The sequence below is a fragment of the Bartonella sp. MM73XJBT genome, from assembly GCF_028618465.1.
Taxonomy (GTDB): Bacteria; Pseudomonadota; Alphaproteobacteria; order Rhizobiales; family Rhizobiaceae; genus Bartonella.
The window spans coordinates 31,848-56,241 of sequence record NZ_JAQISY010000001.1; the positions used below are offsets into that span (position 1 = coordinate 31,848).

The 24,394-nt window shown below is 38.1% G+C and carries 19 protein-coding genes; 1 reads left to right on the forward strand and 18 read right to left on the reverse strand.

Annotation, left to right across the window (positions count from 1 at the left end; all coding sequences use genetic code 11):
• Positions 1 to 909 precede the first annotated feature (909 nt).
• The 4 genes from PVV69_RS00185 to PVV69_RS00200 form a co-directional block, all read right to left on the reverse strand.
• On the reverse strand, positions 910 to 1,869 hold the full coding sequence (locus PVV69_RS00185) for a transketolase family protein (RefSeq protein ID WP_273755992.1): 960 nt from the start codon (positions 1,867 to 1,869) through the stop codon (positions 910 to 912).
• Positions 1,870 to 1,871: 2 nt separating this feature from the next.
• Complete coding sequence (locus PVV69_RS00190) at positions 1,872 to 2,720, reverse strand: transketolase (RefSeq protein ID WP_273755994.1); 849 nt, start codon at positions 2,718 to 2,720, stop codon at positions 1,872 to 1,874.
• 975 nt (positions 2,721 to 3,695) lie between these two features.
• The gene (rsmD, locus tag PVV69_RS00195) at positions 3,696 to 4,253 is read right to left on the reverse strand and encodes a 16S rRNA (guanine(966)-N(2))-methyltransferase RsmD (protein ID WP_273755995.1); all 558 of its coding nucleotides are present in this window, start codon (positions 4,251 to 4,253) and stop codon (positions 3,696 to 3,698) included.
• The gene (locus PVV69_RS00200) at positions 4,234 to 5,637 is read right to left on the reverse strand and encodes a pseudouridine synthase (RefSeq protein WP_273756076.1); all 1,404 of its coding nucleotides are present in this window, start codon (positions 5,635 to 5,637) and stop codon (positions 4,234 to 4,236) included. Before PVV69_RS00200 ends, rsmD begins: the two co-directional genes overlap by 20 nt.
• Positions 5,638 to 5,897: 260 nt before the next feature.
• On the opposite strand from PVV69_RS00200, the gene PVV69_RS00205 reads away from it, so the two are divergent.
• Positions 5,898 to 6,344 carry a nucleoside deaminase gene (locus tag PVV69_RS00205; protein WP_273720115.1) on the forward strand — a complete coding sequence of 149 codons (447 nt, stop codon included), beginning with the start codon at positions 5,898 to 5,900 and terminating at the stop codon, positions 6,342 to 6,344.
• A 129-nt stretch (positions 6,345 to 6,473) separates the two neighbouring features.
• Here PVV69_RS00205 and PVV69_RS00210 read toward each other — a convergent pair whose 3' ends face one another.
• The 14 genes from PVV69_RS00210 to pstB form a co-directional block, all read right to left on the reverse strand.
• Positions 6,474 to 6,971: a hypothetical protein gene (locus PVV69_RS00210; protein WP_273720114.1), complete on the reverse strand. Its 498-nt coding sequence runs from the start codon at positions 6,969 to 6,971 to the stop codon at positions 6,474 to 6,476.
• Positions 6,972 to 7,169: 198 nt separating this feature from the next.
• Positions 7,170 to 10,085: an isoleucine--tRNA ligase gene (gene ileS / locus PVV69_RS00215; protein WP_273755997.1), complete on the reverse strand. Its 2,916-nt coding sequence runs from the start codon at positions 10,083 to 10,085 to the stop codon at positions 7,170 to 7,172.
• A gap of 251 nt (positions 10,086 to 10,336) precedes the next feature.
• Positions 10,337 to 12,280: an outer membrane protein gene (locus PVV69_RS00220; protein ID WP_273755998.1), complete on the reverse strand. Its 1,944-nt coding sequence runs from the start codon at positions 12,278 to 12,280 to the stop codon at positions 10,337 to 10,339.
• 166 nt (positions 12,281 to 12,446) lie between these two features.
• On the reverse strand, positions 12,447 to 13,283 hold the full coding sequence (locus PVV69_RS00225) for a porin (protein ID WP_273756000.1): 837 nt from the start codon (positions 13,281 to 13,283) through the stop codon (positions 12,447 to 12,449).
• Between the two features lie 353 nt (positions 13,284 to 13,636).
• Positions 13,637 to 14,473, reverse strand: coding sequence for an outer membrane protein (locus PVV69_RS00230; protein WP_273756001.1), 837 nt, complete (start codon positions 14,471 to 14,473; stop codon positions 13,637 to 13,639).
• Positions 14,474 to 14,846: 373 nt separating this feature from the next.
• Positions 14,847 to 15,680, reverse strand: a complete 834-nt coding sequence (locus PVV69_RS00235) for an outer membrane protein (RefSeq protein ID WP_273756002.1) — start codon at positions 15,678 to 15,680, stop codon at positions 14,847 to 14,849.
• A gap of 398 nt (positions 15,681 to 16,078) precedes the next feature.
• Positions 16,079 to 16,390, reverse strand: a complete 312-nt coding sequence (locus tag PVV69_RS00240; protein WP_273756003.1) for a hypothetical protein — start codon at positions 16,388 to 16,390, stop codon at positions 16,079 to 16,081.
• Between the two features lie 815 nt (positions 16,391 to 17,205).
• A complete protein-coding gene (locus PVV69_RS00245; RefSeq protein ID WP_273720100.1) occupies positions 17,206 to 17,826 on the reverse strand; it encodes a ribonuclease D in 621 nt (206 codons plus the stop codon).
• Positions 17,819 to 19,213 carry a dipeptidase gene (locus PVV69_RS00250; protein ID WP_273756004.1) on the reverse strand — a complete coding sequence of 465 codons (1,395 nt, stop codon included), beginning with the start codon at positions 19,211 to 19,213 and terminating at the stop codon, positions 17,819 to 17,821. The genes PVV69_RS00245 and PVV69_RS00250 overlap by 8 nt, the downstream gene beginning before the upstream one ends.
• 72 nt (positions 19,214 to 19,285) lie before the next feature.
• Entirely contained in the window at positions 19,286 to 20,161 is an 876-nt protein-coding gene (gene mutM / locus PVV69_RS00255; RefSeq protein WP_273720096.1) for a bifunctional DNA-formamidopyrimidine glycosylase/DNA-(apurinic or apyrimidinic site) lyase, read from the reverse strand.
• Positions 20,162 to 20,213: 52 nt separating this feature from the next.
• Complete coding sequence (locus PVV69_RS00260; protein ID WP_273756005.1) at positions 20,214 to 21,461, reverse strand: aminopeptidase; 1,248 nt, start codon at positions 21,459 to 21,461, stop codon at positions 20,214 to 20,216.
• Between the two features lie 31 nt (positions 21,462 to 21,492).
• On the reverse strand, positions 21,493 to 22,338 hold the full coding sequence (locus PVV69_RS00265; protein WP_273756006.1) for a cell wall hydrolase: 846 nt from the start codon (positions 22,336 to 22,338) through the stop codon (positions 21,493 to 21,495).
• A 536-nt stretch (positions 22,339 to 22,874) separates the two neighbouring features.
• The gene (gene phoU / locus PVV69_RS00270) at positions 22,875 to 23,597 is read right to left on the reverse strand and encodes a phosphate signaling complex protein PhoU (protein ID WP_273756007.1); all 723 of its coding nucleotides are present in this window, start codon (positions 23,595 to 23,597) and stop codon (positions 22,875 to 22,877) included.
• A 21-nt stretch (positions 23,598 to 23,618) separates the two neighbouring features.
• On the reverse strand, positions 23,619 to 24,377 hold the full coding sequence (gene pstB / locus PVV69_RS00275) for a phosphate ABC transporter ATP-binding protein PstB (protein WP_273720091.1): 759 nt from the start codon (positions 24,375 to 24,377) through the stop codon (positions 23,619 to 23,621).
• Positions 24,378 to 24,394: the final 17 nt, after the last annotated feature.

Here is a 24,394-nt window from a genome sequence, read left to right on the forward strand (position 1 = left end):
TTTCACAAACATGTTAACAGCTAACATTAAAGCGAACAGCTCAAAAATCTTCTCTATAAAATGATAGAAAATGCCTCATAACTATATTGTTTCCCTCCTCATATCTCAAATGACGAAGCTTCCTACCAGTGCAAGGTTTATAAATAATCCAGTTTCTTGTCTAGCAGACGCCGCCTGCTGACCATTTGTATGATTCATTTCAGAGGTTCTATGGACAAATCCTGCTCTGAGAATTTATTACATTACCTAAAAATACTTAATGTGCAAAATTTTACATACCTTATATCACCACACCTCAAATAACAGTGTTTTACAGCATAACTACAATAATAGGAAAGACAAAAGCCTAATCATAATGAACGCAGAAAAAACACAAATAATACTGTGTCCATTTTTATTTACTTTATTAAAAGCCTATTTTAAGGATAAAAAGGAACAAGCGCTGCTATTAAAGGCAAAACAACTGTTGATATAGAAAAAATACCTATCAAGAATGCTATGAGCATTTTTACTCCTACTTATAAACACATTTACAATATAATATACTAATTAATTTATTAATACATAATGTATTAAAAAATAAAATTGTAAATTTTATTTATTTTTATTTAAGTTTATAATTAAACTATTATAGTATATAATACAATTCATTAAAAAATCAATATATGTTATTATAAGCTATACTTATAATAAAAAAATCGATCAGATTTTATCATATCTACAGTGTTTCTATAGAGTTTATTGAATCATATATTCTATGGATATGATAGGGCTTTGGTGAAATACGTTTTTAAGCAATAAAAAAGCGCAATTTAATATGCTTATTTATCTCATTTTTTGCATTCTCAATACGTTATTATTGTTTAAGCTGGAAAACACATGAGCAAGCAGTTTCATGTTTTATGTATATTATGTCATTGCTAACACTTTTTTCATTATACCATCTTTACTGATTTCATAATGTGCTAGAACATCTAATTGACTTCCATTACAGATTGGTTCATCTGGTATTCCTAATGAAATAAATTTACAGACAATGTTCTGTTCCATGAGTAATCTCGCAATTGCTTCTCCAAGCCCTCCATTTATGCTATGTTCTTCACAAACAACGACAGATCGGTGAGATTTGCATAGTTCCAGCACAGATACATTATCCAAAGGACGAATTGTTGGTATGCTTACAACCGTCGGTATCCTTTCATATTTTTTGAGTTCTTTAGCCACATCAAGACAAATCTGAACGGTTTCCCCAGTTGCAAGCAAGAGAATATCTTTTCCCCTTTTTATAACAGAAGCTTTGCTGATATCGATTTTTGCAGCGTTACTATGAATATTTGTAATAGCACGCTTTCCTAAACGTATATAAGCAGGCATAGGACTGCTTAACGTCGAGAGAATTGCAGCCTCCGTTTCTTTATTATCCGCAGGAGCAATAATGCGTATGTTAGGAATGGCACGAAGCGAAGCAAAATCAGAAATGGCATGATGAGTAGTCCCAAGTGGCCCATAACTAATCCCAGCACCAATACCAATTAACCGAACAGGATTTTCACAATAAGCAACATCTACCTTTATTTGTTCAAGTGCACGCGTTGTCAAAAAACAAGCCTGCGAAACAACAAAGGGCTTTTTTCCACATGAAGCAAGACCAGCAGCAACACCTACCAAATTTTGTTCAGCAATTCCAACTTCTACAATACACTCTGGATAGCGCTTTGCGAATTGGTCAATCTTCCCAGATATTCGTGAATCAGCCGTTAAAACAACGATATCCTTATCAAATTGCGCTATTTTTATAAGGGTCTTATTGACAATTGCGAGGTTGGAAAATTTCACAGCAGTTTGTGTCTGTTGATGAGGATTATCCATATTCATGCTCCCATTAATTGAATTTTTGTCTCAATTTCATTGACAGCAAGATTATATTCTTCATCTGTTGGAACTTTATGGTGCCAAGTTATGTCATTTTCCATGTAGGAAATTCCACTCCCTTTTATTGTGTTCATAATGATTGCTGTTGGTTTGTCTTTATGGAATGGAGATGATGTTAAAGATGTTTTCAGTTGCGTTATATCGTGACCATCGATTTCTACAACATGCCAGCCAAAACTTGTAAATTTATCTGCTAAAGGCTCTGTTCTCATTAAAACATCTGTTGTACCTGTAATTTGTAGTCGATTTCTATCGACTACTGCTATGAGATTGCTGAGTTTATAATGTGCTGAAAAAAGTGCAGCCTCCCAAACAGAGCCCTCCGCCATTTCGCCATCGCCAAGAAGTACAAAAACACGATAGGATTGAGAATTCATCCGTCCAGAAAGAGCCATTCCTGCACCAAGAGATAAACCATGCCCAAGAGAACCTGTGCTTTGTTCTATACCAGAAACTTTTTTAGTGACATGACCAATAAAATCTGAACCAAAGTTTAAATAAGTATCAAGAAGTTGAGGATCAAAATATTCCATTTCTGACAATACAATATATAATGCTTCAACCGCATGCCCCTTACTTTGAACATATCGATCGCGATTGGGATCATGGATACGCTTTGGATTTATTTGAAGAATATGTTTGTATAAGATATAAATAAAATCAATACAGGAAAGACTTCCAGCCGTATGACCAGATTTTGCTTTTCTAATAAGATTAAGTATTTTAAGGCGTAAACGAAGAGCATAAATCGCATCATCAATATCTGCTTTATTGGTTGCATAAGCCATATCTTCTCCCCCCCTTAAAAGATTTATAAAAACCACCTCAAATTGTGATTTTATATACTACTTAATCTTTATTTTAAACGTGTAAGATCATTATCCCATGATAAAAGGATTTAAATGTGATAAAATTTGTGCAGAGAGAAAAGACATAGAATTATTAACTCATTCAATTTTAAAGATTGCGTCTTGAGATAATCTTATCAAGAGTTTTATCTCACAGAAATTATCCATTGTTTCATGTTATTTTTTAGCGCGTTCTTCATGGAAACACGCCGCTTATGCAAAACAGAACGCGACAAAATGCCATTGTCTTGCCAAGACATGCGCTTTTTTTCAATATTTCTCAATTTACTTAAGCCCATTTCGTAATAGGCTCATGAATGGTGTAAGAAAAAACCATAGTGCATCACTCTCTTTATGCTTATGATGATGCGAATTATCGCCATCAAGCTTATTTGCCTGCTCCCAATATCGCAATAGCTCTTGGCACCTGAGAGTGTTCATAAAAGATATTTTTACTCTTCTCTTGAAGTGTTTTTATCCCCACGCTTTCCCCGCTATAGGGTGCAAGGAAGTGATTTTCATTGATGCAATATGAGATTGAGATGAGAACAATTTACTGTATTCAGAGTTATTATTCACTATGAATGAATGATTATTTATTATTATAAATCAATATATTATCTCGACAGCCAAAAACAAAGAGTAATAATACTTTCTCTTGATATTACTTGACTGACATTAAAATCTTGTATTGGTCAAAGCATTTATATCGTGTTCTCTATCTCTAGCTGCATCGTATAGAAAAATATATCTAATTATATACGGGTGATAAAATAAGGAAGTATAAAGCTTTCGCATCTCTTGAACAATTTAAAAGCCACTGTTGACTAAAATAGCAATTATTTCATAAAAAGTAATATAGAATAATTTTTCTCACTCTCTCAGATAAAAGTGAGAACTTCCTCAAGCCTAAATCTATGATCGCAGTTTATAAAGGCGCATTGCTGTCTCACCATAAAAACGCTCATCATCGAGATAAAAAGTCTCAGGTAAATGAATCGTTGCATCTTTTTTTTCTTCAAGCACAAAGAGTGCATGCGCTTTTGCCCAGCCCCCTTGTAACACCTCTACAAAAGCACGCTCACCTAAACAATGTCCATAGGGAGGATCTGCAAAAACGACATCAAATGGGAGCATCGTGCCAATATTGCCAAGTTTTGTTGCATCACGACGCAAAATGCGCCCCATGGATTGCAATTCAAAAGCTTCAATATTTTTTTGTATGAGTGCACGCCCCTCAACAGAGTTTTCAACAAAAACAGCAGCTTTTGCTCCCCGCGATAGAGCCTCTATGCCCAAAGCACCAGTACCAGCAAAAAGATCTAAAACACGTTTGTTGGTCCAAAATTGCTCTTCTCGGCTGGCAAGAATATTGAAAAGGTTTTCGCGCGTACGATCACTTGTTGGACGAATTGACTGTCCCATGGGTGCACACAAAACACGCCCAGCAAATTTACCGCCGACGATCCGCACCTCGTCCTCCAGATCTCTTCACTGTTTTTGCCGCTCCCTTATATGTTTTAGATTTCTTCATGGAACCAGTAAATGATTGAGCCCTTTTCTTATCCTCAAAAGAATGTTTATCATTATTGTCTTCCATAACCTTTTCTTTTTCCTTTAAAAAACGCCCTTTCTTGCCAACAGAACGCATTTCAGCAAAAGATTTTTTACCATGTTTTTGATCAAAACGAGTATCGCTTTCTTTCTGTAATGGAACATCTGAAAGCTTTTCTTTCGATTTACGGAAAGATCTTTTATCTGCTAAACTGTTTTTATGTTCATAAGAAGATTTTTCACTATAGAAAGATTTTTTGAGTGTACTCTGTGGACGTGCGCCAGGAGCCATCCAAACATTAGAACGACGCGAACGAGGCAAAAAACGCTCTCCTTTTCCTTCCTCACTCTTATCCTTGCGCATAAATTTTGCATCAGATGTTATTCCTAATCGTGATTGATTATGTTTTGCAGATCCACCTTGTTGTTTACGCTGTATTTCTTTCCCACTTGAGAAAATCCAACCTTCATTGTTATGAACAAAATCTTTATCGCTTCGTTTTTCTGCAATAACTACAGAATTTGAAAAGGGTTTCAGAATAGGAGCATCAAAATTTGCATTGGCTTGTATAATTAAGCGTTCACCTAATTGCTCACGTAACATCCGACCTTTTATCTCACGCACACCTCCTTCTTCCAAATCAGCAAGCTGAAACGGGCCATAAGAGACACGGATTAAACGATTAACTGATAATCCTAATGCACCAAGAACCTTTTTTATTTCACGATTTTTTCCTTCACGTAAAGCTACAGAAAGCCATATATTTGATCCTTGTTCACGTTCAATTGATGCTTCAATCGCACCATAGAAAATACCATCAATAGCTATGCCATTTTTAAGGTTATCAAGTGCACTCTGTTTTACTCGTCCATGGGCACGAACCCTATATTTGCGCACCCACCCCGTTAAAGGCAACTCTAATACGCGCGATAAACCACCATCATTGGTTAACAGCAAAAGCCCTTCTGTATTAATGTCCAACCTTCCTACCGAAAGAACACGAGGCATTCCTTTTGGCAAATTGCTAAACACTGTGGGTCTACCTTCAGGATCACGGTTCGTGGTGACAAGCCCCGCCGGCTTGTGGTAAAGCCATAACCGCGTTCGTTCTATAGGAGACAAAGGTTTACCATCAACTTTAATAACATCAGAGTAAGCAACATTAAAAGCAGGTGTCGTCACAACTTTACCATTAACAACAATACGACCTGCAACAATCATCATTTCTGCATCGCGACGCGAAGCAATACCTGCGCGTGCTAATCTTTTAGCAATCCGCTCACTCTCATTGTTTTCATTCATTTGCTCTTTACACCAACCTCTTCCAATACGTTCAAAAATCGTCACCCCACACCATACCGATTATCCTGATAAGGGGGAGTAACATAACCACTTATCATTTTCTATCCTTTAGCAATAATAATGTACCCATTTCCTTACAAGTTGATTTAAACATTTTAAAAATAATATCAATTCATTATAAAAGAATTATAACTCACACATTTAGTACTGTTCTCTGTGGAGAATCTTGTTACTTCTACACTTTTAGCAGAAAGAACTCTATGACTTTAACTCCTATGGAAATAGCCCTCTTAGAAGCACAATGGGCAAAAAAAAAAGAAGAAGTCCCTGTAGGCGCCGTTATCACACGCGGCAAAACAATCATTGCACGTGCTGGTAATTACACCAAAGCCGCATATGATCCTACAGGACACGCAGAAATGCGTGTCATTCGTATGGCTTGCGAAACATTCCAAAGCGAAAGGCTGCCTGATTGCGACCTCTATGTAACCCTTGAACCTTGTGCAATGTGTGCTGCAGCCATTTCATTTGCACGCATACGACGCCTTTACTATGCAACAAACGACGCCAAAGGAGGTGCTATTGAACATGGTCCACGCTTTTATCAACAGCCAACCTGTCATCATAAACCAGAAATCTATTCTGGTTTTAAAGAAAAAGAAGCATCCCAATTGCTTAAAGATTTTTTTGCACAAAAACGGTGTTAAAAAATTCCTCTCCGGACTTCTAATACCTATCTCTTCACAATATTAGAACTCTAAAAAAATAACAGCTCTTCTTTTTATCTAAATTCATTTTCAGAGCATTTTTCTCACACCCTTGTAACCCTTCGACTGTTATCTAACAACAGGTGCAATCTTTGCCGGTTGACGATAACTCAAAGGTGGCTCAGTGAGATAGCGACGATGCTTCGCACTTCCCAGGCGTGCTCTTTGACGGCGTAAATATTCTTGCCGTTGCTTCGCTCTCAACTGTGAAATATTGTCTGAATCAGCAGCATTGGTATACTCATTAACTGATAATTGTTTTTTTGGAAGAACAGAAACTTTTCTACTACCAGAATATTGCTTCGATGCTGCTGTATCTTGCTGCGGCACTGGCAAAACTAAGCGCGAACCAGACTTCGGCATCACAAGTTTTGGATGAGGTTTCATGACAAGCTGACTATTATCATTTGTCGGTGTTAGTGAGGCAATGTTAGCAACATCTTCAAAAAACTGTAATGAAACCGGTTTATCTGTCCCATAAGTAGGAGCGGATAGACCACATCCTGTTAACACAAAGCATATACTCAAAATGCTTGCCGGCAATATTTTGACTTCACGTTTTTTCATTGCTTATCTCATTTTCCTAAGTATATGGCTAATTGATCTTCCCGCATTTATTGGAGATCTGTTCCACATACAAACTTACCCCCACGGAAAAACAACGAAATCTCCTCTTATCATAAAAGATTATACGCATCAATGACAGAGTTTAAACTGTAATAATGCTCTTTATACCCCCCTCATTTCACCCTCCTCATTAAAGTTTTAAATCTTTCCAAGCATCTGTAATTCCCGCAAAGCAGCAGCATCGCGAGCAGATACATCAGGATAAGCTGGATCACTCCCAATATCTTGTGTATAACGCCATGACCTGGCACATTTTTTTCCCTGCGCCTTCTCCGGATACACAGCAACGCCTTCTACATCACTTAGAGTAAAGGCATCAGCAGGTAGTGTATCCCGCTTAATTGTTAAGGCACTGGTGATACAAATTTCCGCCATATCTAAATTTTCTAATGCCTCCAGCAAAGTGGGATTAGAAATAAAAACAATGGGGGCGGCTTCTAAAGATGAGCCAATACGCTTATCTGCCCGCTCAAGCTCTAAAGCGCCGGTCACAACTTTACGGACTTGCTTAATTTTTTTCCAACGTTCATCTAAAGATTCGTTTTGCCATTCCTCTCGTGCAGGGCGAAACTGTTCTAAATGTACCGATTGGCTTTGTGGATAACGCTCTAACCAAGCTTCTTCCATGGTGAATGGCAACATTGGAGCAAGCCATATTACCATTCTCTCAAAAGTCTCACGAACAACCTGCAAAGAAGCTTTCCGTTTTTTCGATGAAGGTGCATCACAATAAAGGGAATCTTTGCGTATATCAAAATAAAATGCCGATAACTCAATGATTGAAAAATCCAACAAGGCACGCATAATCTTTTTAAAATCAAACGCATCATAGGCTTGATTAATCAATTTATCGAGTTCAAAAAGCCGATGTAATATAAGTTTTTCAAGGTCTGGTAGTGCACAATAAGGTATTTCTTCTCCTTCATCATGTGCTAAAGTTCCAAGCATCCAACGAATTGCATTGCGCAGTTTACGATAAGAATCCACATTTGTTTGAAGAATTTTCTTACCTAAACGTTGATCTTCCCAATAATCTGTCGTCATGACCCAGAGACGAAAAATATCAGCTCCAGATGTTTTTATGATCTCTTGGGGAACTACTGTATTGCCTAAGGATTTAGACATTTTCTTGCCATTTTCATCCAAAGTAAAACCGTGTGTAATGACCGTCTTATAAGGAGAACGCGTGCGCGTACCACAACTTTCTAAAAGAGAAGATTGAAACCACCCACGATGTTGATCAGATCCTTCAAAATAAACATCGGCAGGCCATTTTAAATCAGCTCGATCTTCTAATACAAAACTATGGCTTGCTCCAGAATCAAACCAAACATCAAGAATATCATAAACCTGAAGCCAAGGTTCATGCGCACGATCCCCTAAAAAACGCTCACGTGCTCCTTCAGCAAACCATGCATCTGCTCCTTCTGCTGCAAAAGCCTGTAAAATACGCTCATTTACATGCTGATCTTTTAAAACAACACCATCCTCATTGGCAAAGATACAAATTGGAACTCCCCAAAACCGCTGTCGAGAAAGAACCCAATCAGGACGATCTGCTATCATAGAAGATAAACGGTTTTGACCAGAAGAAGGAACAAAACGCGTCTTCGAAACAGCTTCTAAAGCACGACTGCGTAAAGTTGAACCGTCTCCCAAATCTTTATCCATTGAAATAAACCATTGTGGTGTATTACGAAAAATGACCGGCTTTTTTGAACGCCAACTATGAGGATAGGAATGTTTTAGACGACCACGTGCAAATAATTTATCGGCTTCTATGAGAGCGTTAACAACCTCTTTGTTAGCATCACCCATTTTGCCATTATCATCAATAATGCGCGCTGGTCCCTCTTCACGATCTGGACCAAAACCAGGAACATCCTTGGTATAAAAACCAGCATCATCAACAGGAAACGGTATAGATGAATCAATACCCATCTGCTCTAAGAAAGGCTTATAAGCATTCCAAATTTCAAAGTCCTCACGCCCATGGCTTGGTGCTGTATGAACAAAACCAGTACCAGCACTCTCTGTTACGTGCGAACCATCAAGCAGCGCAATTTTATAATGATAACTTCCTGCAAAACCTTTCAGTGGATGAGAAAGAATAAGCCTCTTAAGCTCGTCCGCAGAAACAATACGTAACCGCTTTAAAACAAGTTTTGCTTTTTCTGCACACCCCATAGCCAACGCATCAGCAAAGAGAAGTCTTTCTCCCACTTGAGGACCAAAATCATTTTCTGCGCTTTCAACTTCATACATACCATAAGTAATCTGCGAAGAATAACTTACTGCACGATTCCCGGGAATTGTCCACGGTGTCGTTGTCCAAATCACAACATGCGCACCATATAAATCACGAGAATCTGTTTCAAAAATAGGAAACTTAACCCATATAACCTCTGATTCATGATCGTGATATTCAATCTCTGCCTCTGCTAAAGCCGTACGCTCTACAACAGACCACATCACAGGTTTTGAACCACGGTAAATCTGATCTGACAGAGCAAATTTCATCAATTCAGCAGCAATGCGTGCTTCTGCATGAAAAGCCATTGTGGTATAGGGCGTCTTAAAATCTCCTATAACACCAAGGCGTTTAAATTCTTCACTTTGAACAGTTATCCAATGTTGTGCAAATTCGCGACATTCTTGTCGAAATTCATTAAGGGGTACATCATCTTTATTTCTTCCCGCTGCACGATATTTTTCTTCAATCTTCCATTCAATTGGAAGCCCATGACAATCCCAACCAGGAACATAATTTGCGTTAAAACCGCGCATTTGAAATGAACGCACAATCACATCCTTTAAAACTTTATTTAAAGCATGACCAATATGAATATGTCCATTTGCATAAGGCGGACCATCATGGAGAATGTAAAGTGGACGATCTTTTGCTTGTTCGCGTAATTGTGCATAAAGCCCCATATCTTCCCAGCGTGCCATCAACTCAAGCTCTTTTTGCGGCAACCCTGCGCGCATAGGAAAATTTGTTTGTGGTAGATAAAGCGTTTTTGAATAATCTATTGTTTCATTTTTCACAGTCATTGTGAAATATCCTTGTCTACTTTTACGAATTTATTTGTGCATAACTTCCCTGAACCCTGCAACTCTGGTTTTGATCTATAGGGAAAGCCGAGCTTATCATTCGTATTAAGCAGCGATCAAGAAGATATATCATCACACGCTATGGGCTTTATCACGAAACTATCAAGAAAAGAAAGCCAAAAATGATCTTCTCAAAAAATAAAAGCCCCACGCTTGGTGGGGCCTCTCAAAAATTTATTCTTGAAAACAAATTAAAACTTATAAGCTACGCCAACACGGAAATCATTGGTGGTGTATTTAATTTCAAGTTTTTCCTTTGCAAATTTCTTTTTACCAAAATCGGAGTAACGATATTCCGCACGCAAAATAACATTGTCGAGCATTGCAAAGTCAACTCCACCACCAATGGTATAACCAACCATTGTTTTTGTTTCATCGGTTAAGTTCTTAGAAGCAACTACTGTTCCATCATCGTTTATAACTGATACTGATACAGTGTCTTGAAGCTGCGTATAAGCAACACCCCCAGCAACATAAGGCATAAAGCGATCAGCAGCAAAACCGATACGTACCCGTGTGGCACCAGCCCAATTTTGTTTTAAAGTGTGACTTAAAGTTCCAACCGTGCCATTGTCCTCAAGACCAAGTTCAGAAACCATCTCCTTTATTTGCTCTATACCATACACATCCGAAGCATTTTGCTCTTCCTGTGCACCTTGCGCACTACGTCCAGCTGTACTCTGTACACCATGGGGATTAGGAGAGTGTGGATTATTACTCCCAGCATGTTGACGAGCACTTGAACCATGCGGATTAGTACCGGTACCATGCCCCTGAGCATGATTTCCCCCACCACTAGCAGCATTTACTTCTGATCCAGACGACCCTGATCTCGCCAGTAGCAGTGGTTTTTTCGGTACGGTTGTTTCCCGTAAATTTGACACTGCTGCTGTTTCTGGCGCTGCTGATGGTTTTGGTGCTGCTGATGGTTTTGGTGCTGCTGATGGTTTTGGTGCTGCTGGTGCTGCTGGTGCTGCTGGTGATTTTGGTGCTGCTGGTGCTGCTGGTGCTGCTGGTGGTTTTGGTGCTGCTGGTGCTTCTGTTGATTTTGGTGTTGCTGATAGCGCTTCTACTACTCTTGCTGAACCCTCCTCTGTAGAAGCGCTTCTTAGTACACTCACTCCTGTTGATCTGCTCGATCCTGTTAAGCTCGCTCCTGATCTGCCCACTCCTGTTGAGCCCAATCCTGATGCGCTCGCTCCTACTGATGTTCCCGATGTGTTCACTCTTGTTGTACGAGTTGCTGCAGAAGTTGATGATCCCGATGAGCCAGCCCCTCCTGATGATCTCGCTCCTGTTGCAGAGGGGGGTGCAGAAATTGATGATCTCAATGGGCCTTCTCCTCCTGATGAGCTCACTCCTGTTGCAGGGGTTGTTGCAGAAGTTGATGATCCCAATGAGTTTGTTGCTCCGGATGATCTCGATCCTGTTGAGTTCGCCCCTGATCTGCCCAATTCTAATGTTCTCGATCCGCTTGGTGAGCTCGCTTTTGTTGAGTTCACTCCTGATAATGTTACCGCTGTTCCTGGTGTGGACACTAATACTACTCCATTTCCCTGCAAGCTCTTTGGTTCTGGTTGTCCTGGTATTGCTGGTTGTAATGTTCCGTTTTGCTTTACTCTTTGTACTTTGGTTGACGCCTGTTTAGACATCCCCTCTGAGAATGCTGGCACTAAAGAATCAGTTTTTGTTGCTGAAGATACTGATTCTGTTGATTTGCGAGCTCTTGATAACAAATTGTCTACTGCACTGTTTTCAGGTGCACCTATGGTAATGGTCTTTGTGTGTTTTTGTCCAGACCAAGTAAAATCCGTATCGATACTTAAAATAAAGTTATCGCCAAGATCAATATTAGAACCTGCATACAAACCGCCTTCAAAACCTGACAGTTTAGGTGATAAATCTTTACTTAGCGGTACAGTTTTGTGCTTACCAACAATACTCATATCAGTTTTACTTGAAAAACCACCACCTTCTCCTCCAAAGTAAAATCCTTCCCACGTAAAAGTAGGCGCCACAAAAGATGATGAAGTAACTGGCGTAGGTTGATGAGGAATCAGCGCATCAGCTGCCTGTACTGTTGAAGCTGAAATCAAAGCGAAAATAGATGTCGTTATTAAACGTTTCGTATTCATAAAATGTCTCCAAATATCCAAAACGGACTGTATATAGTGCATCTATTGTAAAATATCTGTAGCAAAAATATCACATTCACAAAAAAATAAAAAAATAGAGGTCCCGTCAAAGACAGAACCTCTTCATAATTTATTTTTAATTTAGTTAGCTTTGTTTTTAGAGCAATTAGAATTTATACGCTACACCAACACGAAGGTCATTGGTTTTATAGCTACATTCGTTTCCATCCTTATCGAATTTCTTTTTACCATAATCTGAATAACGATATTCTGCACGGAATAGAACATTATCTGTCATCGCAAAATCAATGCCACCACCAAGGGTATAACCAACAAACATTTTTGTTTTATCAAATGTATTAGCAGAGATCGTCTTACCTAGCTTATTATTCTCCGATTTTTTTATTCCTGAAACCCAATCAATTCCTTGCATCTGTGCATAGGTAATACCACCAGAAATATACGGCATAATGCGATCAACAACTGCAAAACCAATCCGCACTCGCGTAGCACCAGACCATTTTTCTTTTAAAGTGGCTCCGTACGCTCTCGTGTCACCCGCTACAAATTTTTCTGCCTCCCCCAACTCAATACCGGCATCTTTAAGATCCTGATTAAGTTCTATAGCGCCATCAGCATTAAGAGTCTCTGAAGAAGAGCTTTTCGTATCTCCTCGATCAGCCCAAATAGCATCTGTCTCGATACCTAAGACGAGACCATGACCAAGATCTATATTAGAACCTACATAAATTCCTCCCATGAAACCTGAAGGCTTAGGTGCCCCATCTTTAGTAAAAATTCTCTCTTTTGTATCTGGATTCGTTACCTTAACTTTACTTGAAAAACCACCAATCTGACCCCCAATATAGAAACCTGTCCAAGAAAAGGTTGGGGCAGTGATAACAGGGGTAGCTTCGTGAGGGATGACAACATCAGCAGCCTGTACAACAGAAGCTGAAATCAACGCAACGACAGAGGTCGTTACTAAAGATTTTATATTCATAAATTTTGCTCCATAATTTATTTATGTTGTAATGCTATACATCTATGAAAAAAAATCTGTAGTAAAAATAACACAATGCTAAAAATAAAAATTATTTAAAATAGAGCCTTTGAATAATTCTGTTTTGTACAATAGCTTACAAATTAAATTTATAGATAACACGTTGATATTATGGGCGAATTTATGTTTTTTATTTACAAACTTCTTTTATTAAAACCAATGTGTCATGATATTCTGTATGCAAAATAATATAAGTCATGTGATAATATAGTAACAGAAAAAAAACAGAAGCCCCGTCTTTGACGGAGCTTCTTAGAAATTTATTTTATCCGAATAATTTCGTTTTTACAAAATTAGAATTTGTAAGCCACACCAACACGGAAATCATTGGTTTTGAAATTATATTCTTTTTCTTGTGCAAAAAATTTCTTTTTGCCATAGTCTGAGTAACGGTATTCCGCACGCAACAGAACATTATCAGTCATCGCAAAATCAATACCACCACCAATCGTGAAACCAACCATTGTTGCTGTTTCATCAGATGAGCCTGCAACAAAAGTTTTATTACCTACTTTTACTTGTCCATAAGCAGCCTCTAGCTGTGTATAGGCAACACCACCAGCAACATAAGGCATAATGCGATCAGCAGCAGCAAAACCTATACGTACGCGCGTAGCGCCAGCCCATTTCTGTTTAAAACCAACACCTTCTGATACATCCACAATATCTTGGTCACTTGAATTTTTAACATTTATTGGATTAACATTAGTTTCACCAGTTGGAGTCTTGTCCTTGTCCTTTTCACCAGTTGAAGTCTTGTCCTTGTCCTTTTCACCAGTTGCAGTGACTAATCGTACATCCTTTTTGCCAGACCAGATCATATCTGTTTCAACACCTAAGATAATACCATTTCCAAGATCAAAGTTAGATCCTGCATAAAAACCGCCAATCAAACCTGAAATTTTAGGTGATAAGTCTTTAAAAACTGAAGTATCTTTATCTTTATCTTTTAGGTCAATTTTACTTGAAAAACCACCAATCTGACCACCAATATAAAAACCTGTCCAAGAAAAAGTTGGGGCACTGATAACAGGTGCAGTTTCGTGAGGGATGATAACATCAGCAGCCTGTACCGCAGAAGCTGAAATTAACGCGACGACAGAGGTCGTTACTAAAGATTTTATATTCATAAATTTTGCTCCATATTTATTTATGTCGCAATGCTATACGCCTCTGAAAAAAAAATCTGTAGTAAAAATAACACAGCTATACAAAATAGAAGTCCCGTTTAAAAACGAGTCCTCTTCATAACTTGGTTTTACGTGAAAAATAGCATGTTACATATCACGATAACCCATTGATACTATAAGTAAATCATTATCTGTCGTTGATGAATTTCCGTTTACTATGCTCTGCATGTACCAACATTCCACATATACAAATAATATGTGGAATGTGATAATATAAACACAGTAAAATTACCAAATCATAACTAAAAACAGAACTTCTCTATGAGACTATGGTATTAACCTATGTCTTTTAGTGACTTAGCTTACCGATAGGTTAAAATTTGTAAGCGACACCAACACGGAAATCATTGGTTTTGTAAGAAGTTTCATACTTATCGTTTGAGAATTTCTTTTTACCAAAATCCGAGTAACGATATTCCGCACGGACGATAACATTATTGGTCATTGCAAAATCAACACCAGCGCCAAGAGTATAACCAACCATCGTCTTTGTTTCATCAGATAAGTTACCAGAAGCTATTACTTTTCCTGAACCCTTTTTGGTTATTGATATCGACGTGATATCTTGCAGCTGTGTATAAGCAATACCACCAGCAACATAAGGCATAATACGTTCAGCAGCAAAACCAATCCGTACCCTTGTAGCACCAGCCCACTTTTCTTTAAAAGTGAAACTATGGGAGCGCTTATCACCAACATCAATTTTATCCTCACTAATATTAATACCAGCATCTTTCACTATCTTATTAACATAAGCCACGTGAACTGGAGTAATCTCATATGCTGGCACTATTTTCGTATCATTTTTATCAGTCCAAATAATATCTGTATCAACACCTAAAATAAGGCCATTGCCGAGATCGACATTCGAACCAGCATAAATACCCCCCATAAACCCAGAGAGTTTAGGCAAATAGTCGTCATGTACAGGAATAGTTTTTCCATTAGTAAGGATGTCCATCTTCGTTTTACTTGAAAAACCGCCAATCTGACCACCAATATAAAAACCTGTCCAAGAAAAAGATGGATTTACAATAACTGGTGCAACAGGTGTAGGACTGGGGGGCATAACAACATCTGCTGCATGCGCTGCTGAAACTGAAACAAAGGCGAAAGCAGAGGCTGTTATTAACCATTTCATATTCATAATTTCTCTCCATAGCTGAATATTTGAACACCTTGTCTCATATAGAGCCCCAACTCTGAATATCTGTAGTAAAAATGATACACTCATAAAAAAAACAAAATTCTTTCCCCCTTAGTCATTTGATATGGAATGTAAACTCTGGCAACGTCAGAATATTTCTCTTACCAAATTCAGTGCCCTTCTTTATTTTATAACATTATGTAAACACACATTTGGTACAATCCTTTAAAGGTATAAATACTCTCCTTCGCTTTATCGCATAACTCTCTGCAGCGATTTGTGCTGTTATGAATCAGCATGACAACTGCAACGGAAATAATCACTGCTTTCAGTTCCCTCTGTCTAGCCCCTCTCTAGACTTCACCAATATATCTCTTATCTTAACGTTATTGCTTCACTTATTTATAACTCATCGGACCATTAAATAGACGTGGACGCGGTCTTGGGTGTTTGGGCCAACGTCCTCTTCTTTTACCAAAAGATGATACAGCTACCAATTCAACAACTGCTTCCCGTTGGTTATCACCAAGATGAGAAAATTTTGTTTGCGAAAGTTTAGATAACATACCGTTCGGCTGTTTCTGCAAAAAAAGATTTTCAGGAAAAACCGCGGAAGATATTCCCTGTCCTAGTTGCGAAGTTAACAAACTCGCTCCCTGTGCTATAGAGATTGAAAAAAAAGTGGCCAAAGCTGTAATAAAATATTTCATGTTCATAGATCCTTTTCATATCATAATATCCATAATGGATTTTATGTAGTGCCTTCATTGCAAATTTCCATAAAAAAATGAGGTTTTTGAATACTGTGATTTTAAAATAAATGGAAATTGCTAAACTATGCTGACATACAAATCACTTACTTTGTAATAAATAAAAACATAATGCACTCTTAGGTATAAAATCAACGACACAACTGTTTACGCTTTCACTTCTCTAGCAGAGATTTTCCTTATCCTCTATCGCTCAAGGTAATCATATATAATAGCACGATGGCAAAATCATTCTATTTGCTGGCTTAAAACATTATCTCAGCTCTTGGAACTTGAAAGAACTCATAAGAAGCATGTTCACTTCTTTCTCCAATAGTTTTAAAAACTATACTGATGAAGCATAAACGAATGATTTTCATCATTTTTACTGTAAATAAGTATGAAATGAGAAAAGCTTACGTTATTCAAAGCTCTCATTTAATAAGAAAAAAGATAAATTGTCTTTATAAATCGATATCTTGAAGTAACAATGATATGGCAATTCTTCCGTAAACCTATCACCCTTATCTGATAGTTTCTTAAAAAACTGTCTGTTTTTTTGCAAATAAAAGCAGTGAGAAATATAAAAAAGCACATCTTTATAAATATTTATTTTGCGATCTTTAAATTGAATAACACACTCTAAACTAAGAGCTCTGTCATTAAATACTCTCACCAAAATAGAAAAAAGAACAAAATACCCATACACCATGGGTATTTTGTTCTGCTGTATTAAATTATTTTTCTTAGCTTGGTTTTAAAAGGTAATTTTAAAGTCAGCTATGCGCGAAAATATCAACCTCCGCCCATCCCAAAAGATCAAGTTTTGCTCTCATAGGCAAAAATTCAAAACACGCCTTTGCAACATGTTCTCGTTCTTCACGCTTTAAGCGTTCTTCAAATATATCTTTTAAACGATGCAAATATAAAACATCTGAGGCTGCATATTCAATTTGCGCACGTGATAAAGTCTCAGCAGCCCAATCCGAAGATTGCTGTTGTTTAGAAATATTTACATTCAGCAATTCACCACAAATTTCCTTTAATCCATGACGATCTGTATAAGTACGCGTGAGTTTTGAAGCAATTTTTGTACAAAAAACGACATCTGGCATTACGCCAAATGTATGTGCTAAAATAGAAAGATCAAAACGACCGAAATGAAATATTTTTGTAATTGCCTTATCTTCAAGCAACTTAACCAAATTAGGCGCGCTCTTTTGCCCCTTAGCAATCTGTATCACATCAGCAGTACCATCCCCCGAAGAAAGCTGAACGACACATAAACGATCACGATATGGTTGTAGTCCTAAAGTCTCAGTATCAATAGCAACGGCATTAATCTGATAATTGTCTAAGTTTGGTAAATCACCTTGATGAACGCGAATCTCAGCCATTTACCCTCCTATTTGCTAAAGCGACAAGAATACGTGCCCAAGACCGCTGCCCTTTATGAAACGATTTGAGATTATATTTTTCATTAGGTGAATGAATACAGTCATCTGCCAGTGCAAAACCAACCAAAACAGTCTCCATATCAAGAATTGATTGAAAGTCTGCTACAATTGGAATCGAACCACCCATAGCTGCTAATACAGTAGGAAATTCCCACTCTTGTGATAAAGCATCCTTTGCTGCCTGGATAAAAGACGAATCATCGGAAAGCTGAAGAGCCGGAGAAGAACCATGATCCTTAAATTCAACTGTACAGTCAGCAGGAATTGAACTGCGTACATAATCACGTAAAGCTTGGCGTATTTTCTCTGGATCTTGCTTATGGACTAAACGACATGATACTTTTGCGCTCGCTTGAGAAGCAATAACCGTTTTCATCCCTTCTCCCTCATAGCCTCCACTAATACCATTAATTTCTGCTGTAGGACGCGCCCACATAAGTTCTAAAATACTCCGCCCTTTTTCACCAGAAGGAATAGAAAGTCCTACAGGACCAAGAAAATTTTCAGCCGTGCAATTTAGTGCATTCCATGCTTGCAAAAGATGTGGAGATGTTTCTTCTACCCCATCATAAAAACCAGGAAGTGTCACCCTATTATTTTCATCATGAAGTCCTGCTAAAATTTTAGCTAAGATACGAATGGGATTGGCTGCTACTCCCCCAAAATAACCAGAATGCAAATCACGATTAGCTGCTGTGATAATAATTTCTTCCGCCATAATTCCCCGAAGAGAAAGGGCAATAGATGGTGTATTGACATCCCACATAGATGTGTCGCAAACCAATGCGCAATCAGCCTTAAGCTCATCCTTATTTGCTTTCAAAAATGGAACAAGAGAAGGAGAGGCTGTTTCTTCTTCACCTTCACATAAAATAGTAACTTTAACAGGAAGCTGTCCCGTTTCTTTCTTAAACGCACGACATGCTTCAATAAACGTCATGAGCTGTCCTTTGTCATCCGAAGCTCCACGAGCACAAATGACTTTCTCTCCATCTCTCTCTTTTAAAGAAGGTGTAAATGGATCATCTTCCCATAAATTCAGTGGGTCAACAGGTTGAACATCATAATGTCCATAAAATAATACATGCAAGCAATCATCTGAAGGTCCTGGATGGTGTCCAACAACTATTGGATGACCTGGTGTATCACGCCGTGAAGCCTCAAACCCTATACTTTTTAAATCCTCTACTAACCAATCAGCTGCTTGACGACATTCATCCTTATAAGCCGAATCTGTTGAAATCGATTGAAAACGTAAAAAAGAAAAAAGGCGTTCAAGGCTTTTGTCTATATTTTCATCAAGATGTGTTAATACTTTATTCAACATAAAAAGCCTCCCAACTCATATAATTAGAGGTACGACTTTAATCCTCTTATAGAATTTTGCAAAGGATCTTATTCATTTTTGGCACTGTGAACAATAAAAACTTGAACGCCCCAACTGTAAAATACGCATAATAGGTGCTCCACATTGCAAACACTCCTTACCTTCTCGTCCATAAACTGAAAAAGCATGTTGAAAATAACCAAGGGAGCCATCTACATGCGTATAATCACGTAAAGAAGATCCACCAGACAAAATGGCTTCAGAAATGACATTCCGTATATTCTGCGCTAAAGAATCTGCATATTCACGTGCACGTATCGTTTTCAACGCTAATGTATATGCGCCGCGTTGTGGAGACAAGCGACTACGCCAAAGTGCTTCGCAAACATAAATGTTCCCAAGACCCGCAATAATAGACTGATCAAGCAAAACTCCCTTAAGGGATATTTTTTTATTAACGAAAACCTTTTGTAGATAACGACCAGAAAACGCATTACTTATAGGCTCGATCCCTAACTTTTTTAAAAGGGGATGTTCGTAAAGCTTACTTGTATCTACTAAAAGCATAAACCCAAAACGACGCACATCATTATAAGTAAGATGATAAATTTTGCCATCCTTTGCCTGAATATCCATAACAAAGTGATCATGCTTAACAAATTTCTTTATCGTAGAAGATGCTTCTTTTAAAAGATCATCTTCTATGCGCCATGATCCTGACATTCCTAAATGGCTTAAAATCGTTTCATTTTTTGAAAGATAAAACAATAAATATTTTGCACGCCGGCCAAGCTCTATAATTGTCTGACCAACAAGCCGCTCAGAAAACGCCTCAGGGAAAGGAAAACGTAAATCTCTCCGATAAAGCGTGACAGATAGTATCTTTGCGCCAGTCACAACTGGCTCAAGTCCACGACGAACAGTTTCTACTTCAGGGAGTTCAGGCATTTATTTTTTAATATTATATATTTTCCAGCAATGCTATTGAAAAAATAAAATTTTAAGCCCATTCACCCTTACGAAATACAGGAACTCTTATACCATCTTGTGTAATACCATCAATGTCAATTTCACCAGATCCAATCATCCAGTCAATATGAATGACACTTTTATTACCACCACGTGCCGCAATTTCCTCTGCCGTCAATGATGCTCCATCCAAAAAACACTTCGAATAACACTGCCCTAAAGCAATATGACATGCAGCATTTTCATCAAATAACGTATTATAAAAAAGCAGATCGCTTTTGGAAATTGGGGAAGAATGTGGAACAAGAGCAACTTCGCCCAATCGACTTGCCCCCTCATCACTTTGTAAAACCCGTTGCAAAACTTCCTGCCCTGTTGACGCACGTGCATCAACAATACGCCCTGCTTCAAACCGTACTTCAATATTATCAATCAGTGCTCCTTGATAAGAAAGAGGCTTCGTTGAACGAACAAAACCTTCAACCCTATGAGCATGAGGAGTGGTGAATACTTCTTCTGTTGGAATATTAGGATTGCAGACAACACCATTTTTAGCAACGGATGCACCACCTTGCCATTCATGATCATCCGCCAAACCAAGCATTAAATCAGTCCCTGGTCCCGTAAAGTGCAAGGCAGAAAAACGCTGTCCATTAAGCCAAGATGAACGTTCCTTTAAAGTTGCATTATGGACAACCCATGCCTCTATTGGGTCTTCTTCTGTAATGCGTGAAGCAGAAAAAATTGCATCAGCTAATTTTTTAATCGCTTCATGAAGTGGCAGAGAGGGAAACATCACCTCAGCCCACCCAGTTGTTGGATAAGAAACAATGGACCAATTCATAGCAAAATTTGATATTTGGTTAAGAGCCGGCTGGTACGCTATTGATGTGGCTTTATTTAAACGTGCAACCTTATCAAAATCTTGATTGGAAAGCAGCAAAGGATTATCACCAACAATCGCTAAACGCGCTGCTCCATTTTCAAAAGCCTTCGCCATTCCCTCATACAGCCAAGAAGGTGCACAATCAAAACTAGCCGTATGGGCATTTTCAAAACGTGTCAGCGATAACATATCGTCACTAAAAAGTGGTGTAATCACACCAGCACCAACTTTATAAGCATGATATGCGATACGCCGAACAAGAGGTAATGCTGAAACTGGAGCAGTTAAAATAAGATCTTGTCCCTCTTGTAAATTTAGCCCAACTTTTACCGTAACTTCTGCAAGACGATTAAGCATTTCAGGTGAGATTGTCTCATGCATATCAAAGTACATTACCAATACCCTTCTTTTTAGTTGTGAAAAATTACCGGATTCTGTACTGTTTTTCTAACATTGCAACGATTGCATTTAACTGATCCGATGAAGGCATAGTATAAGCCGCTATTGTTTTGCTTTCATCTTCCTTCTCTATACGATGAGGCGCTGATGTGGGAATGGGAACTTTATCAACTTGTACGACAAAAAAAGATGTAGGATGCACCTCTTTTGCTTGCGCTACTTCTACTAAAGGAGATGTATTTTGTTTTTTCTCTGTTTTTATTCCTTTATTTGCTAAACTTGCATCCATGGAACTCGGTGTATTTCTTGAGCGTTCTTGAGAAAAAGCATAAGCAACATCATAGGGACGATCATTCGTAGGAACTTGAAGAGATCCATCACGTGAACGCTTTTCATAAAAAGCATTTCCCCCTGCAACACGAACATAGTACATGTTTTTATAAGGAAAAGATAAACCTGCGGTATGAAAAAATTTAGCATTTTTAAGTTTCTTATCCCGTTCGCCGCGCAAAACAGCATCTGCTGCCTCTCTAACACGGTTCACAGATAAAGGCTCCAGCATAGGACGCGTTAAAACGCCAGGAGCAAACTGCTTGTACTGACCAACAACACCACAAATCGTTTTTGGATAAGCGCTTGAATTAACACGATTCATGACAACAGTGCCAACAGCAATCATTCCTTCTCGGCTGGTACGGTTTGATTCAAAATACATTGCACGCATCAAACATTGGCGCTCAGTCAATGGATACATTACTGTCTTCTTATCATCATTTACATTTCCAACACTAAAATGATTTGAAGCACACCCAACAATAACAAACGGCGCTAAAAAACAACTAAAAAAAACAGTCAAAAAATTCTTTTTCATCTTATACAACAGATCCCCAACTCTTTGAAGTATTTAAAATCTGAATGTGTTCTAAATGTACCTTCAAAGAAAGTATACGGTTAATTGTTACAACTTAGTAAAATTTTAATACAAGGAGTAACTAAAAGGCATTTATGCTCAATAAAAAATAAAAAAAACTTAATTTACAGATAAATACTGCTGCTCTTCATAAAATGAATATAACCAAACAGTATCAATTCTTACACTTTAAAATCGCAATAAATTAATACACACTCAAAAACTCTCCAACAATTCTCCATAAAAGAAAGATTGGAATATTAAAACTATCTATATCAACATCAAAAAGACAACACGAATACCCCCTCCAGCTAAATTCAGGACAATGATACTACCCAATACCCAAATCTGTCAAATTAAGAATTTAAAATCCGTGATATTAGCTTGAAAAACTTTTTAGCGGCTTCTTTGTCGTTACCCATAATATTATCTAGCATATTCCACTTACAACTGTATTGTAAAAAGGCGATCAATACTTCGTATCTTCAAGAAAAATGTTAATCTATCTTTTGCTCACCTACCCCAACTTTATAGGTAAGATCATCGCGAGGGCGTTCAGAAGACATATGATGACCTGTTATAATATAATGTAGCATCTCTGCAATATTGGTAACATGGTCACCAATTCTTTCAATATTTTTTAAACAAAAAAGTAAGTGCGTACAAACCGTAATATTACGCATATCTTCCATCATATACGACAGAAGCTCCCGAAAAAGAGAAGTATACAGAGCATCAATTTTACCATCACGCTCACGTACGGCATCAACACGTTCCAATAAATGGCTCCTATAAGCACTCAACACTTCTTTTAACTGATTGAGTGCTAATGCTGTAATCGTTTCAAGCCCATGGTAAAAAGCTGCAGGTTGACGCGTTTCTGAAAGCGCAACCGTTCGCTTAGCAACATTTTTGGCCATATCCCCAATCCGCTCAAGATCAGAAGAAATACGAATGGCACCAATAATTTCACGCAGATCAACAGCCATAGGTTGGCGTTTGCAAATAATGGTAATCGCTTTCTCATCAATGTCACGTTCTACTTCATCCAAAAATAAATCATCAGCAATAACTGCCGTCGCAAGTTGAAGATCACGACACACAATCGATGCAACAGAACGTTCGATCATGTTTTCTGCATGATTCCCCATTTCTGTAATCCTTGCTTTCAAATATTTGAGTTCTGCATCATAAGAACGGACAATATGGTTCATAGACATATCTTATTCTCCTCAATTCACCTATCCAAAACGCCCCGTGATATAATCTTGCGTACGTTGTTCTTTTGGTGAAGTGAAGATCATTTCAGTTGCACCAACTTCTACCAAATGCCCTAAATGAAACATCGCTGTATATTGAGAAACACGTGCTGCCTGCTGCATCGAATGTGTCACAATAACAATTGTATAATTTTGTCGTAATGCATCGATGAGCTCTTCAATACGTGCTGTCGCAATTGGATCAAGAGCCGAACAGGGCTCATCCATCAAAATAACTTCAGGACTAACAGCAATGGCACGTGCAATACACAAACGCTGTTGCTGTCCTCCTGATAAACTTGTTCCAAGTTCATGAAGGCGATCTTTTACTTCTTCAAATAAACCCGCCTGCCTTAAACTCTTTTCAACCACATCATGCAATTCGCCACGCGATTTAACTAAACCGTGAATGCGTGGACCATAGGCAACATTCTCAAATATCGATTTGGGAAAAGGGCTAGGTTTTTGAAAAACCATCCCTACACGGGCGCGCAATTCTACAACATCAATCCGTGAGTCATAAATATTTTCTCCATCTAAGGTAATAAGACCCGTTATTTTAGCGCTTTCAATCGTATCATTCATACGATTAAAACAACGCAAAAAAGTTGACTTTCCGCAACCTGAAGGCCCTATCAAAGCTGTAACTTGATGTTCAGGAATATCAAGCGTAATACCATGAAGCGCCTCTTTTCCTCCATAAAAAACCTTTACATCTTGACCACGCATCTTAATTTTCATTACAAAATTTACCTTAG

Excerpts from the sequence above, each read along its gene's own strand:
- phoU (WP_273756007.1), bottom strand. The coding sequence starts at position 23,597 with ATGTCTATGAACCATATTGTCCGTTCTTATGATGCAGAACTCAAATAT.
- pstB (WP_273720091.1), bottom strand. The coding sequence starts at position 24,377 with ATGAAAATTAAGATGCGTGGTCAAGATGTAAAGGTTTTTTATGGAGGA.
- PVV69_RS00200 (WP_273756076.1), bottom strand. The coding sequence starts at position 5,637 with ATGAATGAAAACAATGAGAGTGAGCGGATTGCTAAAAGATTAGCACGC.
- PVV69_RS00260 (WP_273756005.1), bottom strand. The coding sequence starts at position 21,461 with ATGTACTTTGATATGCATGAGACAATCTCACCTGAAATGCTTAATCGT.
- PVV69_RS00265 (WP_273756006.1), bottom strand. The coding sequence starts at position 22,338 with ATGAAAAAGAATTTTTTGACTGTTTTTTTTAGTTGTTTTTTAGCGCCG.
- PVV69_RS00230 (WP_273756001.1), bottom strand. The coding sequence starts at position 14,473 with ATGAATATAAAATCTTTAGTAACGACCTCTGTCGTCGCGTTAATTTCA.
- ileS (WP_273755997.1), bottom strand. The coding sequence starts at position 10,085 with ATGACTGTGAAAAATGAAACAATAGATTATTCAAAAACGCTTTATCTA.
- PVV69_RS00190 (WP_273755994.1), bottom strand. The coding sequence starts at position 2,720 with ATGGCTTATGCAACCAATAAAGCAGATATTGATGATGCGATTTATGCT.
- PVV69_RS00205 (WP_273720115.1), top strand. The coding sequence starts at position 5,898 with ATGACTTTAACTCCTATGGAAATAGCCCTCTTAGAAGCACAATGGGCA.
- PVV69_RS00225 (WP_273756000.1), bottom strand. The coding sequence starts at position 13,283 with ATGAATATAAAATCTTTAGTAACGACCTCTGTCGTTGCGTTGATTTCA.
- PVV69_RS00220 (WP_273755998.1), bottom strand. The coding sequence starts at position 12,280 with ATGAATACGAAACGTTTAATAACGACATCTATTTTCGCTTTGATTTCA.
- PVV69_RS00250 (WP_273756004.1), bottom strand. The coding sequence starts at position 19,213 with ATGTTGAATAAAGTATTAACACATCTTGATGAAAATATAGACAAAAGC.
- PVV69_RS00210 (WP_273720114.1), bottom strand. The coding sequence starts at position 6,971 with ATGAAAAAACGTGAAGTCAAAATATTGCCGGCAAGCATTTTGAGTATA.
- PVV69_RS00185 (WP_273755992.1), bottom strand. The coding sequence starts at position 1,869 with ATGGATAATCCTCATCAACAGACACAAACTGCTGTGAAATTTTCCAAC.
- PVV69_RS00235 (WP_273756002.1), bottom strand. The coding sequence starts at position 15,680 with ATGAATATGAAATGGTTAATAACAGCCTCTGCTTTCGCCTTTGTTTCA.
- mutM (WP_273720096.1), bottom strand. The coding sequence starts at position 20,161 with ATGCCTGAACTCCCTGAAGTAGAAACTGTTCGTCGTGGACTTGAGCCA.
- PVV69_RS00240 (WP_273756003.1), bottom strand. The coding sequence starts at position 16,390 with ATGAAATATTTTATTACAGCTTTGGCCACTTTTTTTTCAATCTCTATA.
- PVV69_RS00245 (WP_273720100.1), bottom strand. The coding sequence starts at position 17,826 with ATGGCTGAGATTCGCGTTCATCAAGGTGATTTACCAAACTTAGACAAT.